Annotated in this window: 11 protein-coding genes; 7 read left to right on the plus strand and 4 right to left on the minus strand. The window is 67.1% G+C overall.

Annotation, left to right across the window (positions count from 1 at the left end; all coding sequences use genetic code 11):
* Positions 1 to 232 precede the first annotated feature (232 nt).
* Both QQ25_RS13305 and QQ25_RS13310 read left to right on the plus strand, forming a co-directional pair.
* Positions 233 to 2,056, plus strand: a complete 1,824-nt coding sequence (locus tag QQ25_RS13305; protein ID WP_039319040.1) for a penicillin-binding transpeptidase domain-containing protein — start codon at positions 233 to 235, stop codon at positions 2,054 to 2,056.
* Positions 2,057 to 2,079: 23 nt separating this feature from the next.
* On the plus strand, positions 2,080 to 2,667 hold the full coding sequence (locus tag QQ25_RS13310; RefSeq protein ID WP_039379060.1) for a DUF1707 SHOCT-like domain-containing protein: 588 nt from the start codon (positions 2,080 to 2,082) through the stop codon (positions 2,665 to 2,667).
* A gap of 12 nt (positions 2,668 to 2,679) precedes the next feature.
* On the opposite strand, the gene QQ25_RS13315 is transcribed toward QQ25_RS13310, so the two are convergent.
* On the minus strand, positions 2,680 to 3,060 hold the full coding sequence (locus QQ25_RS13315) for a PaaI family thioesterase (protein WP_039319042.1): 381 nt from the start codon (positions 3,058 to 3,060) through the stop codon (positions 2,680 to 2,682).
* Between the two features lie 116 nt (positions 3,061 to 3,176).
* Here QQ25_RS13315 and map point away from each other — a divergent pair, with 116 nt between their 5' ends.
* The 4 genes from map (at position 3,177) to QQ25_RS13335 (ending at position 6,927) form a co-directional block, all read left to right on the plus strand.
* Positions 3,177 to 4,034: a type I methionyl aminopeptidase gene (map, locus tag QQ25_RS13320; RefSeq protein ID WP_039379061.1), complete on the plus strand. Its 858-nt coding sequence runs from the start codon at positions 3,177 to 3,179 to the stop codon at positions 4,032 to 4,034.
* A gap of 79 nt (positions 4,035 to 4,113) precedes the next feature.
* Positions 4,114 to 5,619 carry a cobyric acid synthase gene (locus QQ25_RS13325; protein WP_039319046.1) on the plus strand — a complete coding sequence of 502 codons (1,506 nt, stop codon included), beginning with the start codon at positions 4,114 to 4,116 and terminating at the stop codon, positions 5,617 to 5,619.
* Between the two features lie 9 nt (positions 5,620 to 5,628).
* Positions 5,629 to 6,300: a hypothetical protein gene (locus QQ25_RS13330; RefSeq protein WP_052235807.1), complete on the plus strand. Its 672-nt coding sequence runs from the start codon at positions 5,629 to 5,631 to the stop codon at positions 6,298 to 6,300.
* Positions 6,301 to 6,363: 63 nt separating this feature from the next.
* Positions 6,364 to 6,927, plus strand: a complete 564-nt coding sequence (locus tag QQ25_RS13335; protein WP_039319050.1) for an alpha/beta fold hydrolase — start codon at positions 6,364 to 6,366, stop codon at positions 6,925 to 6,927.
* 119 nt (positions 6,928 to 7,046) lie between these two features.
* Here QQ25_RS13335 and ngg read toward each other — a convergent pair whose 3' ends face one another.
* Entirely contained in the window at positions 7,047 to 8,834 is a 1,788-nt protein-coding gene (gene ngg / locus QQ25_RS13340) for an N-acetylglutaminylglutamine synthetase (RefSeq protein ID WP_052235808.1), read from the minus strand.
* Complete coding sequence (locus QQ25_RS13345) at positions 8,831 to 10,636, minus strand: N-acetylglutaminylglutamine amidotransferase (protein WP_039319053.1); 1,806 nt, start codon at positions 10,634 to 10,636, stop codon at positions 8,831 to 8,833. Before QQ25_RS13345 ends, ngg begins: the two co-directional genes overlap by 4 nt.
* Positions 10,637 to 10,743: 107 nt before the next feature.
* Here QQ25_RS13345 and QQ25_RS13350 point away from each other — a divergent pair, with 107 nt between their 5' ends.
* Entirely contained in the window at positions 10,744 to 14,070 is a 3,327-nt protein-coding gene (locus tag QQ25_RS13350; protein WP_039379063.1) for a DEAD/DEAH box helicase, read from the plus strand.
* On the opposite strand, the gene QQ25_RS13355 is transcribed toward QQ25_RS13350, so the two are convergent.
* Positions 14,071 to 15,660, minus strand: a complete 1,590-nt coding sequence (locus tag QQ25_RS13355) for an amino acid permease (protein WP_039319059.1) — start codon at positions 15,658 to 15,660, stop codon at positions 14,071 to 14,073.
* Positions 15,661 to 15,842: the final 182 nt, after the last annotated feature.

Genomic DNA, 15,842 nt, shown 5'->3' on the forward strand with positions numbered 1-15,842 from the left:
TTGAGTGGCGCGAATATGCCGTCATTGCCGAACAATTGAGTTGTCGATGCGTCCGGCGCGCCCACAAACCGTGACCGGTTGACATTGACCGGATACGAATGGGCCGGCGGTCATCGCGTCCCGGCTCGCGGGGCAGGCGGATGCTGGTCTGGGGAAGATCTCGCGACAGTCTCGGTTCGGTCTCGGTGCGCCTCCGACGAAACCGGCGTCGAGGTTCCTAACATCAGCCTCAATGGCAACTCAAACATCACCAGTCACACGGACCACAGGCCTGCTGGCTGTCCTCGTGGTCCTCGGGGCAACCGCGCTCAGCGCCTGCACCCCGCGGCCCGACGGGCCCGAACCCACTGCCGAGCAGTTCTTCGCGGCACTGGCCACTGGTGACACCGCGGCCGCTGCGATGCTGGCCGACCGGCCCGAGGATGCCAAGACCGCTCTGAGCGAGGCATGGAACGGCTTGCAGGCCACCCGGCTGGACGCGCAGATCATCGGTTCGAAGTACGCCCAGGACACCGGGAGCGTCACCTACCGCTACACCTGGCACCTGCCGAAGGACCGCACCTGGACCTACGACGGACAGCTCAACATGATCCGCGACGAGGGCCGCTGGGAGGTGCGCTGGAGTGCCACCGGGCTGCACCCGAAACTGGGCGAACACCAAACCTTCGCCCTGCGGGCCGACGCACCGCGACGGGCCTCGATCAACGAGCGCGGCGGCACCGATGTGCTGGTGCCCGGCTACATCTATCACTTCGCGCTCGATGCCAGGACGGCCGGCTCCGCGCTGATGCCGACGGCCCGGGCGGTGGCCGACGCGCTGCGGGGCTTCGATCCGGCCCTGGGCGACCCCCAGCGACTTGCCGAACAGGCCAGCGCGTCAGCACAGCCGATGAGCCTGATCACCCTGAAGCAAGCGGACAACGACCGCGTAGCGCCTGCCATCGGCAGGCTGCCCGGCGTCGTCGTCACTCCGCAGCCCGAAATGTTGCCCACCGACGAATCTTTCGCCCCGGTCATCGTCAACGAGGTCAAGCGGTCGGTGTCCGACCAACTCGACGGTCAGCCGGGCTGGCGGGTGGTCTCGGTCAACCAGAACGGCGTCGACGTCGACGTGCTCAACGAGGTCCCGGGCGATCCGGCACCGTCGATCACCATCAGTCTCGACCGCGCCGTGCAGGACGCCGCGCAGAACGCCGTCAACACCACGGGCAAGCAGGCGATGATCGTCGCGATCAAACCGTCTACCGGTGAGATCCTGGCGGTCGCGCAGAACGCGGCCGCCGACGCCGTCGGGCCGCTCGCGACCATGGGACAGTTCCCGCCCGGCTCGACGTTCAAGATGATCACCGCGGGCGCCGCGATCGAACGTGACATGGCAACGCCCAACACACTTTTGGGCTGCCCCGGCACACTCGACATCGGGCACCGCACCGTCACCAACTATGACGCGTTCGATCTCGGCACGGTGCCGCTGTCACGGGCATTCGCCAATTCCTGCAACACCACCTTCGGCGAACTCGCCAGCCGGATGCCGCCGCGCGGCCTCACCCAGGCTGCGGCGCGCTACGGCATCGGCACCGACTATCAGGTGGACGGCATCTCCACGCTGACCGGTTCGGTACCCCCGACCGTCGATCTCGCCGAGCGCACAGAGGACGGATTCGGCCAGGGCAAGGTTCTGGTCAGTCCGTTCGGGATGGCACTGGCCGCGGCCACGGTGGCCGCCGGTAAGACGCCGGTGCCGCAACTCATCGCGGGACGCCAGACGATGGTCGACCGCGCAGGCGCCCCGATCAGCCCGAAGATGGTCGAGGGCTTGCGGCCGATGATGCGGTTGGTGGTGACCAACGGCACGGCCAAGGACCTCAACGGGCTCGGTGACGTGCGCGGTAAGACCGGTGAGGCCGAGTTCATGGGTGGCTCGCATTCCTGGTTCGCCGGCTACCGCGGGGACATGGCCTTTGCGGCACTCATCGTCGGCGGCGGCAGTTCGGAGTACGCGGTGCGGATGTGCAAGACCATGTTCGAGGGGTTGCCCCCGGCCTACCTGGCCTGAACGGCGGTACCGTTGAACCTGCCATGACTGGGATCAATGACCAATCCGTGCATCTGCGGGTCTCCGATGCCGATCGCAACGGCACGCTGCGGCGTCTGCACAACGCGGTCGCCCTCGGGCTGATCGACATCGCCGAGTTCGAGGAGCGTTCGGCGAGGGTGTCGCACGCCCGTCTGCATTCGGACCTGGATGCGTTGGTGGGGGACCTGCCCGGCCCCGGAGCGATCGTCACCACGGCGACCGACCGGGTCGAGTTGCGGGGCGTGCTCGGTTCCCTGAAACGGCAGGGTGAGTGGACGGTGCCGACCCGGCTGGCGTTGGTGCGCCGGATGGGTTCGGTCGAGCTGGACCTGACCCGGGCCCGATTCGCCGGGCCGATGGTGGTCATCGAGCTGGACATGAAATTCGGGTCCGTGGAGATCCGGCTGCCCGAAGGAGCCAGCGCATCGATCGACGATGTCGAGGTGATCGTGGGCAGCGCCGACGACCACCGCCGCGACGCGCCGGCCGACGGCACCCCGCACATCATCCTCACCGGCAAGGTGGTGTGCGGTTCGGTGGATATCCGCGGCCCGCGCCGGAACTGGAAGCTGACGCTGCGCCGGTCCTGAGCCCGGCGGCTCTCACCGCGGTTCGAGCACCGCGAACGTCAGCGTCGCGCGGGCGGCGAGCCGATCGCGGGTGACGTCGGTGACATCGACCGAGGTCACGATCAGGCGTTTGCCTGCCCGCACCACCTTCGCCTCCGCGCGGGCCGTGCCCATGATGGGTGCCAGGAAGTGGATGTTGAGGTCAGCGGTCGTCACGTCGTAACCGACACCGCTGGCATTGCCGGCCAGCATCCCCGCCGCGATGTCGATCAGGGTTGCCACCAGCCCGCCCTGCAGAGCGCCGCGGACGTTGGCGAGGTCGGGTCGGTTGTCCATCTCCAGGACCAACCGGTCGGCGGTCGACTCGACTTCGCGATAGTCCAGCATTTGCAAGACATGAACGGTCTCGGTCATCGCCGTGCCTCAGTCATTCCCGTACGGTAACACCATTACCGATAACCGAGAGCGGCACTCTCTCGTGGTCTCCCCGCAGCGCCCTGGCCCGATGGGGCGGCGATTAAGCTGTGCACATGCCTGTTCGTACCGCCCTGCGCCCCGGTGTGGTCTCACCTACCCTGCCGGTACCCAAGTCGATCCCGCGGCCGGAATATGCCTGGCAGCCCACCGTGCGCGAGGGCAGCGAACCGTGGGTGCAGACCCCCGAGGTGATCGAGAAGATGCGCGTGGCGGGACGCATCGCGGCCGCCGCCCTGGCCGAGGCCGGCAAGGCCGTGGCGCCGGGCATCACCACCGACGAGCTCGACCGCATCGCCCACGACTACATGATCGACCACGGTGCCTATCCATCGACGTTGGGCTACAAGGGCTTTCCCAAATCCTGCTGCACCTCGCTGAACGAGGTGATCTGCCACGGCATCCCGGACTCGACCGTCATCGAGGACGGTGACATCGTCAACATCGACGTCACCGCATACATCGAGGGCGTGCACGGCGACACCAATGCCACCTTCCTGGCCGGCGACGTTTCGGAGGAGCACAGGCTGCTCGTCGAGCGCACACACGAAGCGACCATGCGCGCCATCAAGGCGGTCAAGCCGGGGCGGGCGCTCTCCATCGTCGGCCGGGTCATCGAGGCTTACGCAAACCGGTTCGGCTACAACGTCGTTCGTGATTTCACCGGCCACGGCATCGGCACCACGTTCCACAACGGGCTGGTGGTGCTGCACTACGACCAGCCGGCGGTCGAGACCGTGCTGGAGCCGGGGATGACGTTCACCATCGAGCCGATGATCAACCTGGGCTCACTGGACTACGAAATCTGGGACGACGAGTGGACCGTGGTGACCAAGGACCGCAAATGGACCGCTCAGTTCGAGCACACCCTGGTGGTCACCGAGGACGGCGCCGACATCCTGACCCTGCCGTGAGACTCCTCCCGCGAGCAGACGTCAAAACCCCCTCAAACCCTGGATTTTGGGGGGTTTCACGTCTGCTCGCGCCAGAAAAATGAGCGGGGCGCTGCTGGTCGCGGGGACGACCTCCGACGCCGGCAAGTCGATGGTCGTCGCCGGGCTCTGTCGGCTCTTGGCCCGTAAGGGCCTGTCCGTGGCGCCGTTCAAGGCGCAGAACATGTCGAACAACTCGGCGGTCACCGTCGACGGCGGCGAGATCGGCCGCGCCCAGGCCATGCAGGCCCGTGCGGCTGGGCTGGCGCCCAGCACCCGGTTCAACCCGATCCTGCTCAAGCCCGGCGGGGACCGCACCTCGCAGTTGGTGATCAGGGGACAGGTGGCCGGAACCGTGGCCGCGGGCGACTACTTCACCCACCGAGACCGGCTCGCCACGGTCGTCGCCGAGGAGCTGGCCTCGCTGCGATCCGAATACGACGTGGTGATCTGTGAAGGTGCGGGCTCGCCGGCCGAGATCAACCTGCGCGCCACCGACCTGGCCAACATGGGGCTGGCCCGCGCCGCGGACCTGCCGGTGGTCGTGGTGGGCGACATCGACCGTGGCGGCCTGCTGGCCCACCTGCACGGCACCGTGGCGGTCCTGGACGCCGAGGATCAGGCGCTCATCGCCGGCTTCATCGTCAACAAGTTCCGCGGCGACCCGGCCCTGCTGGAACCCGGGTTGCGCCGACTGCAGGAGCTGACCGGTCGCCCCACCTACGGGGTGATCCCGTTCGATGACGGAATCTGGCTGGACACAGAAGATTCCGTTTCGGTCCGGCCGGGAGGCATGGTGGGGACACCGCAAGCGCCCCACGGCACCCAGACACTCACTGTCGCCGCGGTCAGACTGCCCCGAATCTCCAACTCCACCGACATCGAGGCACTGGCATGCGAGCCGGGTGTCGAGGTGCGGTGGGTCGCCGACGCCGCCGACCTCGCCGGTGCACACCTCGTGGTGATCCCGGGGAGCAAGGCCACCGTGAACGATCTGGCCTGGCTGCGACAACGCGGGCTGGCCGAGGCCATCCGCGCCCACGCGGCGCAGGGCAGGCCCGTACTCGGGGTGTGCGGCGGGTTCCAGATGTTGTGCCGTCGCATCGAGGACGCCGTAGAAGCGGGAGCGTCCGCGGCGGTCTGCGTCGAGGGCTTGGGTCTGCTCGACGCCGACATCGAGTTCGCCGCCGAGAAAACCCTACGGCATTGGGAAGAGCCCTTGTGGGGCTACGAGATTCATCATGGTCAGGTGACGCGTGCGGCCGCCGAGGACTGGCTCGGGGTGGGGCTGCGCCGCGGCGCGGTATACGGCACGCATTGGCACGGCCTGCTCGACAACGACCGGCTGCGCCGGACCTGGCTGACCGAGATCGCCGACAGTGCCGGGCGTGACGGATTCGTGGTTGCCGACGACACCGACGTCAGCGGTCGCCGCGATGCACAGCTGGACCTGATGGCCGACCTACTGGCCGCCCATCTCGACATCGACGCAGTGCTCGACCTCGTTCAGCACGGGACGCCGCCGCGGCCCACGATGAGCACTGCGCTCGTCACTCCGCCCCGGTAACCTGGGCAGATGATTCGGTGCCATCGACGGGTGGCAGCTTTGGCGGGGTTGGCCGCCCTATTCCTCTCCGGCTGTACGTCGGTGATCGCCGGTGCGCCCACCTGGCCCGGCGCCACCATGGAGAAGGTGTTGCTGACACCCGCCGACTTTCCGCCCGGCGTGCAGGTCGATCGGGTCACCGACGACGGCGCGGGCCCGGCGGAGCCCGGCGGTCCGTCGCCGATGCTGTCCACACCGGCCGGTTGCAGCGACGGGCTGACCAGAGTGATCGCCGGATCCGCCGAGCGGGGTCCGGGCAGTGCGGTGCAGATCATCGCCGCCTACGACGGTGCGCGCATGGTGCTGACCGTGATGACCTCGCCACTGCCGCTGGATCAGTTGGCGGCTACGGCGGAGCGCTGCGCGAAGTTCTCCACGTACTTCGATCCCGCGGACAAGGGCATCCCGATGACCACCACCAAGCTGAGCGCACCGCGTCCGTCGGCGTTGGCCTATCAGCAGACCATGCGGCTGGGCGCTAGTGAGCAGAGCATCTTCTTCGCCTTCGAAAACGTCGGCAACTGGGCGGTTTTCGGCATCGCGTTCCCCACGCCGAATCCGTCGATCGTCGCCAAAGGTGCATTGCCGCAGACATTTCTGGATGTTTTCGGTATGCAGGCCGAGCGTCTTACCGCCCGCTGACGCAGGCGTCAGGACAATGCTGATTCCCGCCCGCCCGCAGCTACTGGGCGGTAGTTTGTCCGAATGCTTACGACCGTCGCGACGATCGACGGATACACCACACCCGTCGACGTCTCGGGGCCCGAGAAGGGTTCCACCGTGGTGGTGCTGAGCGCAGGCCATCACGGCCCGGCCGCATACGAGCCGATCTGCCGGCGCCTTCACACCGCTTCGCTGCGCACTGTGATCATCGGTCCCGATCCGCGCCTGACCGCCAAGTCGGTGGTCGGCATTCTCGATTCACTCAACATCAAATGGGCGCTGTTGGTCGGCGACCGGCTCGGGGGAGAACTCGCCTGGGAGCTCGCCGCGACCCGGCTGGACAAGTTCATCGGTCTGGTGGTGGTGGATCGCGGCCATCCTCGGGTCGCCGATGCCACCGGGACGATCCGCGACGACGAATGCCCGCCGGTGGAGATGAACACCACGGTGCTCGTCAGCACACCCGCGGCCCGCGCCGTCGCCAAGGCCAGCCAGCGCTATGTGTACGGCGACTTCCGGCTGGTGGAGATAGCGGGCCGCCGCAACGCCGGCGACTCGACCGCCCAGCTCGCGGCGGAGATCGTGCTGCGCACCAGCAGTTGGTGAATAGCGCGAGCGCTCAGTCAGCCGCCACTGGGCTTGATACTCGGCGGCCTGCCTTCGCGCGAGCGCTCAGTCAGCCGCCACTGGGCTTGATACTCGGCGGCCTGCCTTCGCGCGAGCGCTCAGTCAGCCGCCTCGGAAGGCGTCCAGGCTTGCGGCAACCCCGGCTGCTGCGGAAACAGAAAGTCCACGAAGGCCGCGGCCGTCGGCTGCGGCTCATGATTGGCCAGGCCCGGCCGTTCATTGGCTTCGATGAAGACGTACTCCCGGCCCGTGACATCGGGTACCAGCAGGTCGATCCCCGTCACCGGGATACCGATGGCCGCGGCGGCGGTCACGGCGACCCGGCACAGCTCGGCGTTCACCTCCGCGGTGACGTCGTGAATGGTCCCGCCCTGATGCAGGTTCGCCGTTCGGCGCACACGCAGGCGCTCGCCCTCGGGCAGCACGTCGTCGAAGGACCAGCCGGCATCGGCGACCGTGCCCACGGTGACGTCGTCGATCGGGATGCGTGATTCTCCGCCGGTGGCCGCCGACCGGCGCCGCGACTGGGCCTCGATCAACTCGCCCACGGTGTGCCGTCCGGTGCCGACGACCTCGGCGGGCCTGCGAATAGCCGCGGCCACCACCTTGCCGTCGATCACCACCAGGCGAAGATCGTCGCCGGCGGCCCGCTGCTCGATCAGCACCTCGGGATACTGCTCGCGGGCCCGGTGCAACGCCGCGTCCAACTCGTCGCTGCCGTCCACCCCGACGGTGATGCCCTTACCCTGCTCGCCGCGGGTGGGCTTGACCACCACATCGCCGACTTCGGACAAGAAGTCGTGGTCCTCGTGGTCGAAAGTCGCCAGCCGCCCCTTGGGCACCGAGATGCCGGCCTCCGAAACGATCCGACGGGTCTGCCGCTTGTCGTCGCACCGGGCCATGGCCACCGCGGAAGTGAACTCCGACAGCGACTCTCGGGTGATGACTGTGCGCCCGCCATGAGACAGTCGCATCTCGCCCGCGCCCGCGTCGAGCACCTCGACCCGGATGCCGCGACGCATCGCCTCGTCAGCGATGATGCGCGCGTACGGATTCAGATCGTCGACCGTTTCGGGCGGGTGGGTGAACAACGGCTCGTTGATCGCGTTCTTGCGCTTGACGGCAAGCACCGGCACCCGTTGGAACCCCAACTTCTCGTAGAGCCCGATGGCCGCGGAATTGTCATGTGCCACTGACAGATCCAGATAAGCCCGGCCGCGCTCACGGAAGATTCCGGCCAGGGTCCGGGTCAGCGCGTCCCCGACGCCGGGCAGTCCGGCCGCCGGGTCCACGGCCAGGCTCCACAGGCTCGAGCCGTCCTCGGGGTCGGCGAACAGCCGCTTGTGGTCGACGCCGGTGACCGTGCCCACCACGGAGCCGTCGTCGTCGCGCACCGCGACGAGGTAGACCACTGCCGGCGTCAGGGTGTGGTTGTGCCAGATGACGTCGACCGGGGCGGGCACCATTCCGCACCGCACGTACACACGGTTCATCGCGTCGGCGTCGCTCGGCGTCTGCAGAGTGCGCACGGTGAACCCTAGGGGTTCTGCGGCGGTGAACTCGTCGGTGAACCGCAACCGGTAGGTGTGGCTCGGGTCGATGAACAACTCGGCGGGGGAGCGGGCGATGAGCACGTGCGATTCACGGGCGTAGATGCAGATGTCCCGCCGGCCGGGGCCCTCCTGCTGCAACACCTCGGCAAGTTGTTCGGGGTCGGCGAAGGTCTGCCCGAATATGAGACGGCCCCAGCCGAGTTCGAGCACCACGTCGTCGGCCATGGCGTCAACCAGGTGTTGCGGGGACGCGTCGTGCAGGCCCAGCGTGATCGCCTCGGTGTGATCGGCGCCCAGCGAGTCTGCCGATGCATCATGATCAGTTGCGGTCACGCCGCGGCCCCCGTCACACCGTGGCGCTGCAACCACAACTCGAGCAGCGCGATCTGCCACAACTCATTGCCCCGCAGCGGGGTGAGCCTGCCGTTCGGGTCGGCCAGCAACCGGTCGACGGCCTCGGGGCGAAACAGACCGCGCTCCTTGGCTTCTGGCGCATACAGGGCATCGCGGACCATGTCCAGGTACGGCCCCTCGAGGTGGGTCAGTGCCGGAACCGGGAAGTAGCCCTTCGGGCGATCGATCACGGCTGCCGGAATCACCCGGCGCGCAGCCTGTTTGAGCACGCCTTTGCCCCCGTAGGCGGTCTTCAGGCCCGGAGGGCAGGTGGCGGCCAACTCGACGAGCTCGTGGTCGAGGAACGGCACCCGGCCTTCCAGGCCCCATGCCATCGTCATGTTGTCGACCCGCTTGACCGGGTCGTCGACCAGCATCACGGTGGTATCCAGACGCAACGCCCGGTCCACACCGGTCTGCGCTCCCGCCGCGGCGAAATGCTCGGTGACGAACACCCCGCTGGGATCGCCGTCGGCCCGGTATGCCTGGCTGATCAGCGCGCCCACGCCGGTGCTGTCCCGGTCGAAGAATGCGCCGCGGTAACTGGACACCGAGCCTTCGAGGCCGGCTGCGCCGGGTTCGGCCATCGGCGGATACCAGTGGTACCCGGCGAAGACCTCGTCGGCGCCCTGCCCCGATTGCACCACCTTGACGTGCTTGGCGACTTCCTGGCTGAGCAGATAGAAGGCCACGCAGTCATGGCTGACCATCGGCTCGCTCATCGCGGCGATGGCGCCGTCGAGTGCGGGCAGCATGCGGTCGGTGCCGATGCGGATCTGGTGATGGTCGGTCTCGAAGTGTTCGGCGATGATGTCGGAGTACTTGAACTCGTCACCGGCCACCCCGCCGACCGACTCGAAGCCGATCGAGAAGGTGGACAGGCCGTGCTGGCCGGCCTCGGCGAGCAGTCCGACGATCAGGCTGGAGTCGACACCGCCGGACAGCAGGCATCCGACGGGCACGTCGGCCACGAGCCGGCGCTCGACCGCGCGCCGCAGCGACTCAAGTACCGCGTCCTCCCAATCCCGTTCCGACCAGTCGGCCCGGTCGGCCTGCCGGGTGAAGTCCGGTGACCAGTAGACCGTGGTGTGCCGGCTGCCGTCGGGTTCGATGGCCACCACCGATGCGGGCGGCACCTTCTTGATGCCCTGCAGGATCGTCAGCGGGGGTGGGACCACGGAATGGAACGTGAGGTAGTGGTGCAGCGCGACCGGATCGATCCGGGTGTCGACGCCACCGCCGGCCAGCAGGGCGGGCAGTGAGGACGCGAACCGGATCCGGTGCGTGTCCTCGGTGATGTAGAGCGGCTTGATGCCCAGCCGATCGCGACCCAGCAGGACGCGGCCGGTGTCGCGCTCGACGATCGCGAACGCGAACATCCCCATCAGGTGCTCGACGAACCGGTCACCCCAGTGGTGATAGGCCTTGAGCAACACTTCGGTGTCGCTGTGCGAGAAGAACCGGTACCCGTGCCCGGACAGTTCGCGGCGCAACTCCTGGTAGTTGTAGATGCAGCCGTTCCAGCAAACGGTCAACCCGAGTTCGGGATCGACCATGGGCTGGGCGCCCGCTTCGGTCAGGTCAATGATTTTCAGGCGGCGGTGACCCAGTGCGACCCGGCCTTGCGACCACACACCGGCCGCGTCCGGACCTCTGGGTGCCATCGCGTCAGCCATGGCCGACACCGCTGATATATCCGGTGTCCGGCCATCGAGACGCACCTCCCCGGCGGCTCCACACATCGATATCGACCCTACAAGGATCTCGCTGCGGTGTCGCAACCAAGGTGGGTCGGCCCGTCGCGACGGCGTGTCCCGGTCTTGTCGGCAGGCAGCCGTATTCTCCTCGCATGAGGCCTGGATTCGGCTTCCGGATAGCTCGTGACGAGCTGATTCGCGATTTCGGCGCGCAGGCGACCGTGCGGGGTGAGCGCTATGCCGCCGAAGGCCGCGTGCGTGACATCGAGTTCGATGACGACGAGCACCTGCTGCGTGGACGGTGCGTGGGTTCGCATGGTCAGCTCTATGTCCTTGAGGTCGGGCTGTCACCGGGCAGCCGGGCTGTCGTCGAATGGGCTCTGTGTTCATGCCCGGTCGGCTCGTTCTGCAAACACGCGGTCGCCCTGGTGACGGCGGCCTCGCCCGCCGACCCGGCCGCCCCGGCGGTCGAGCGCTGGCGCTACGTGTTGGACAAGGTGCTCGACGAGGTGGCGGTTCCCGCGGGCGGCGGCAAACCGATCGCGCTGGAGTTCTCCGTGGGCACCCCGACGCGCTACCGCCCGGGGACATTGCTGATGCTGCGCCCGCTGACGATGGGGAAACGGGGCAACTGGATCTCCCGGGCGTTGACGTGGCGGCGCCTCATGGATCATCCCGACGCGGGCGAGTTCGACCGTGACCAGTACCGGGCGGTGCGGGCACTGGTGTCGGAGATGGAGCGGTACTACCCGTCGCGCGGCAGCGAGGGGATGTTGCTCAACGGAATGCCGGCCACCCTGTGGCCCCGGCTGGACGAGGCGCTGGATGCGGGCGTGACGGTTCTGGCCGACGACTCGAGCGGGATCCGCGCGGTCGAGCTGGTCAAGAACGTCCACCTGCGGTTGGATTTCGCCGCCGACAACGGTGGCGGTGCCGTGATGTCGGTCGCGCTGATCGTCGACGGCGAGGACAGCGACCCTGACGGCGTCGGGCTGATCGGGATGCCCGCTCCGCACGGAATGTTTCAGGTTGTCGATTCGGTGCTGCGCCTTGGCGCCTTCGACCCGGTGCCGGGGCGCACCATGGCCGAGTTGCTCGGGCATCACGAGCAGGTGCACATCCCGGCCGACATGGCGCGCGAACTCGCCGTCGACATCCTGCCGCGCCTGGCGGGCACCGTGGACACCGAAGTCGCAGACGGTCTGTTCGTCCCGCCGACCATCACGGGTCCGATTCCCGCGCTGACGGTCAAGGTGGTCGACGGCGGCGCACGGGCGTTCTGGAGTACGCGGTACGAGGTCAACGATCAGCATCACGACTTCGACCCGATGTCGTCGGCGGGTTTGATCGGTTACCGCGATGCTGCCGCCGAACAGGCACTCTGGCAGCGGGTGATGCCCGCGTTGCAGGCGGTGGCAGCGGCCGCGCAGGACTGGAAAAGGCAAGCGGCACAGCATGTGAACCGCCGTATCACCACGACGCTGGACACCGATGCAGTCCACGAGATGCGGGCCATCGTCAACGCGCAGAGCGCCCGGGATGCGGTCGCCGTGGCGTCCCGGCAGACGCTGCTGGGCGGCGTGAACCTCACCCTCGTGGAGGCTGCCGTGCTGTGCGATCAAACCCTGCCCCAGCTGGACTGTTTCGCCGATCTGACGGTCGATGCCGACGAGCGATACCGCGCGGCCGGCGCCGATCCGGTGCTGACGTTTGCCGGGGACACCTCGCTTCCGGGCGATTGGTTCAGCCTCAACGTCACGGTGAGCGTTGACGGCGAGACCGTGGCGCTGGCCGAGGTGATCCGCGAATTATCCTCTGGCGCAACCCATATGCTTCTTCCGTCCGGCATCTATTTCCGGCTGGACACCCCCGAGCTGGTCCGGTTGCGAGCCCTGCTCGACGAGGCACGCGCGCTCGGCGAGATCGACGGGGACCGGGTCAATGCCGCCTCGATGAACATCACCCTGTGGGACGAGCTTCTCGAGCTCGGTGTCGTCGACGAGCAACTCGCCCGGTGGCGGACCAACCTGGCGCGGCTGGCCGCAGCCCGCCCGCCGGTCCCCGTCGACCTGCCCGCGGGCCTCGATGCCGAATTGCGTGACTACCAGCGTGACGGGCTGGACTGGCTGTCGTTCTTGTGGGACAACGGAATCGGCGGAGTGCTCGCCGACGACATGGGTCTGGGCAAGACCGTGCAGACCTTGGCGCTCATCGCCCGTGCCGTGGCGGGCGGGGCCGGCAAGTTCCTGGTGGTGGCACCGACCAGCGTGGCGCGCAACTGGGTGGCCGAGTGCTGCAAGTTCACCCCGGGTCTGAACGCGGTGGTGATCACCTCTACCGACGCGCGGGCCGGAGTGGGACTGGCCGAGCAGGTGGCGGAGGCGGATATCGTCGTCACCTCCTACACCCTGCTGCGCATGGATGTCGCCGCATACTCTCAGATCCAATGGGCCGGAATGGTTCTCGATGAAGCGCAGTTCGTGAAGAACCACGACAGCAAGACCCATCAGGCCGCGCGGCTCCTCGACGTGCCGTTCAAGTTGGCGATCACCGGCACCCCGATGGAGAACAACCTGATGGAGTTGTGGTCGCTGCTGTCGATCACGGTGCCCGGGCTGTTTCCGTCACCGAAGGTGTTCGAGACGTATTTCCGCAAGCCGATCGAGTCGGGCTCGGCCGACGATCTGCTCCCGGTACTGCGCAGGCGGATCAAGCCGGTGCTGCTGCGTCGCACCAAAGGCCAGGTGGTCCGCGAGCTTCCGCCGAAGAGTGAACAGGTTCTCACCATCGGCTTGACCGCCAAACACCGCAAGATCTACGACACCCGACTGGCCAGGGAACGGCAGAAGGTGCTGGGGCTGCTGGGGGACTGGGAGAAGAACCGGTTCCAGATCTTCCGGTCGCTGACCCTGCTGCGGCAATTGAGTCTGCATCCGGGGTTGGTCGACGACTCCGCACGTTCGGTGGGGTCGGCCAAGATCGACTTCCTGGTCGAACAACTCGATCAGCTGGTCGCCGAGGGGCACAGCGCGCTGGTGTTCAGCCAGTTCACCGGATTCCTCGCCATCGTGCGGGCACACCTGGACTCGGCGGGTATCGCCTACAGCTACCTTGACGGCTCCGTCGACTCCGACGGAAGGGCCAGAGCCATCGAGGAATTCGGTGACGGCACCAAGCAGGTGTTTCTGATCAGCCTGAAGGCGGGCGGATTCGGGCTCAATCTCACCGCCGCCGACTACTGCTTCCTGTGCGACCCGTGGTGGAGCCCGGCCGCCGAGGCGCAGGCCGTCGACCGGGCCCACCGCATCGGGCAGACCCGGCCGGTGACCGTCTACCGCCTGGTCGCGGAGAACACCATCGAGGAGAAGGTGGTCGCCCTGCAGGACCGCAAGCGGGCCCTGTTCGCCGCCGTCGTCGACGACGGAGATCTGTTCGGCTCCACCATCTCCGCCTCCGACATCCGTGAGCTGCTCGGGTGATCAGCGGGGCAGGCCAGCGGCCGGGGCCTCCACCTGCTTGATCGGCCCGGTGAACCAGTGCTTCACCGACACGTGCCAGTAGACGAACAGCAGCACCAGCACGCCGCCGACCAGCAGCGGGGTGTAATTCACGAACTTCCAATGGAAACTCGGGTCCCACGGCATGCCGCCCAGCGACGTCGGAAACATCGCGATGATCGAGGTCACGATGATCTCGATGATCGCCACCGGTGCCATCCACTTGTATCTGTTGCCGACGTTCCAGCGGCCCCGCTCGAAGGAGTCGCCCGCCTTCCACCGGTAATAGATCGGCACTGCGAAGCACAGGTACAGCCCCACCACGCCGATCGAGACGACCGCGTAGAACGCCACCGGTGAGGGCACCTCGACGCCGTTGACGGGAATTTTCACGGGCACGATGGCGGGCAGCGTGATGATCGCCGCGATCACCGCGGTGATCATGACGGCGTTGGCCGGTACGCGCGTCGCGTTGACCTTCGACCACAGCTGGTGTCCCGGGACCGCTCGGTCCCGGCTGAACGCGAACAACATTCGCGAGGCGCTGGTCTGGCAGGCGGTGGTGCAGAACAGCTGACCGGCGGTGGCGATCAGCAGCACCACGCCGGCCCACTTCGATCCCAGCGCCTGGGTGAAGATGGTCGCCACCGCCCCACCGTTGGCCGACACCTCATCGGAGTTCTGCACCGCGAACAGGAACGAGAGCAACAGGATCCAGCCGCCGATCGCCGAGTAGAAGATCGACTGCCAAATCCCCTTCGCGGCGGCATTGGCCGCGCTCTTGGTCTCTTCGGACAGATGCGCGGACGCGTCATAACCGGTGATCGTGTACTGCGTCAGGATTGCCGAGATCGGCAGCACGAAAAGCAGGAAGCCCCAACCGGACGTGGAACCGGAGAAGATCCCGGAGTTGTTGATGGTCTTGGCGAAAACCTCGGAGACCCCGGCGTGTTGGTCGGGCAGCAGCCACAGGATGGCGATCACAGCGGTGGCGCCCGCGACGTGCCACCACACCGAGACATTGTTGATGACCGCCAGCAGGTGCGACGAGAAGATGTTGATCACGGCCGAGGCCGCCAGAATGATCAGGAACATGATGAAAACCCGGGTCAGGCTGTAACCGGCCAGCCAGGTTTCACTGAAGGTGCCCAGGGTCAGGTCCAGGAATGTCGCGCTGCCGTAGGACACCGACGCCAGAATCGCGATCAGGCCGATGAGGTTGAGCCAGCCGGTGTAGAAGCCGGCCTTGGGGCCGCCCAGTTTGGATGCCCACCAATAGATTCCGCCCGAGGTCGGATAGGCGGAGACGAGTTCGGCCAGGCAGAACCCGATGATGAGGATGAAGACCGAGATGATCGGCCACCCCCAGGCGATGGCGGCCGGCCCGCCGTTGTTCCAGCCGAGTCCGAATGAGGTGAAGCAGCCCGCCAGGATCGAGATGATCGAGAACGAGATGGCGAAGTTGGAGAATCCGGACCAGGACCGCTGGAGTTCCTGGACGTAACCGAGCTTGGCGAGATGTTGTTCGTCGTCACTGAGTTGAGCGGTCGGTTCTTCGTGGCCCTCGGGCATGGCGGCTCCTCGTGATGCGGGCGGGTTGAGCGGATGAATCTGCGCTGAACACGGAGAATAGGGCGTTATTGGTCTGTTGTCCTACCTTTTGAGCGTGACAATCATGCTAATTCGGTGCACGATCGTCACGTCATACGCGAGGCAATGGTCGGCTTGAGGGCGGGTTGGCCGGCGAGTCCCCA

This window comes from Mycolicibacterium setense, assembly GCF_000805385.1.
GTDB lineage: Bacteria > Actinomycetota > Actinomycetes > Mycobacteriales > Mycobacteriaceae > Mycobacterium > Mycobacterium setense.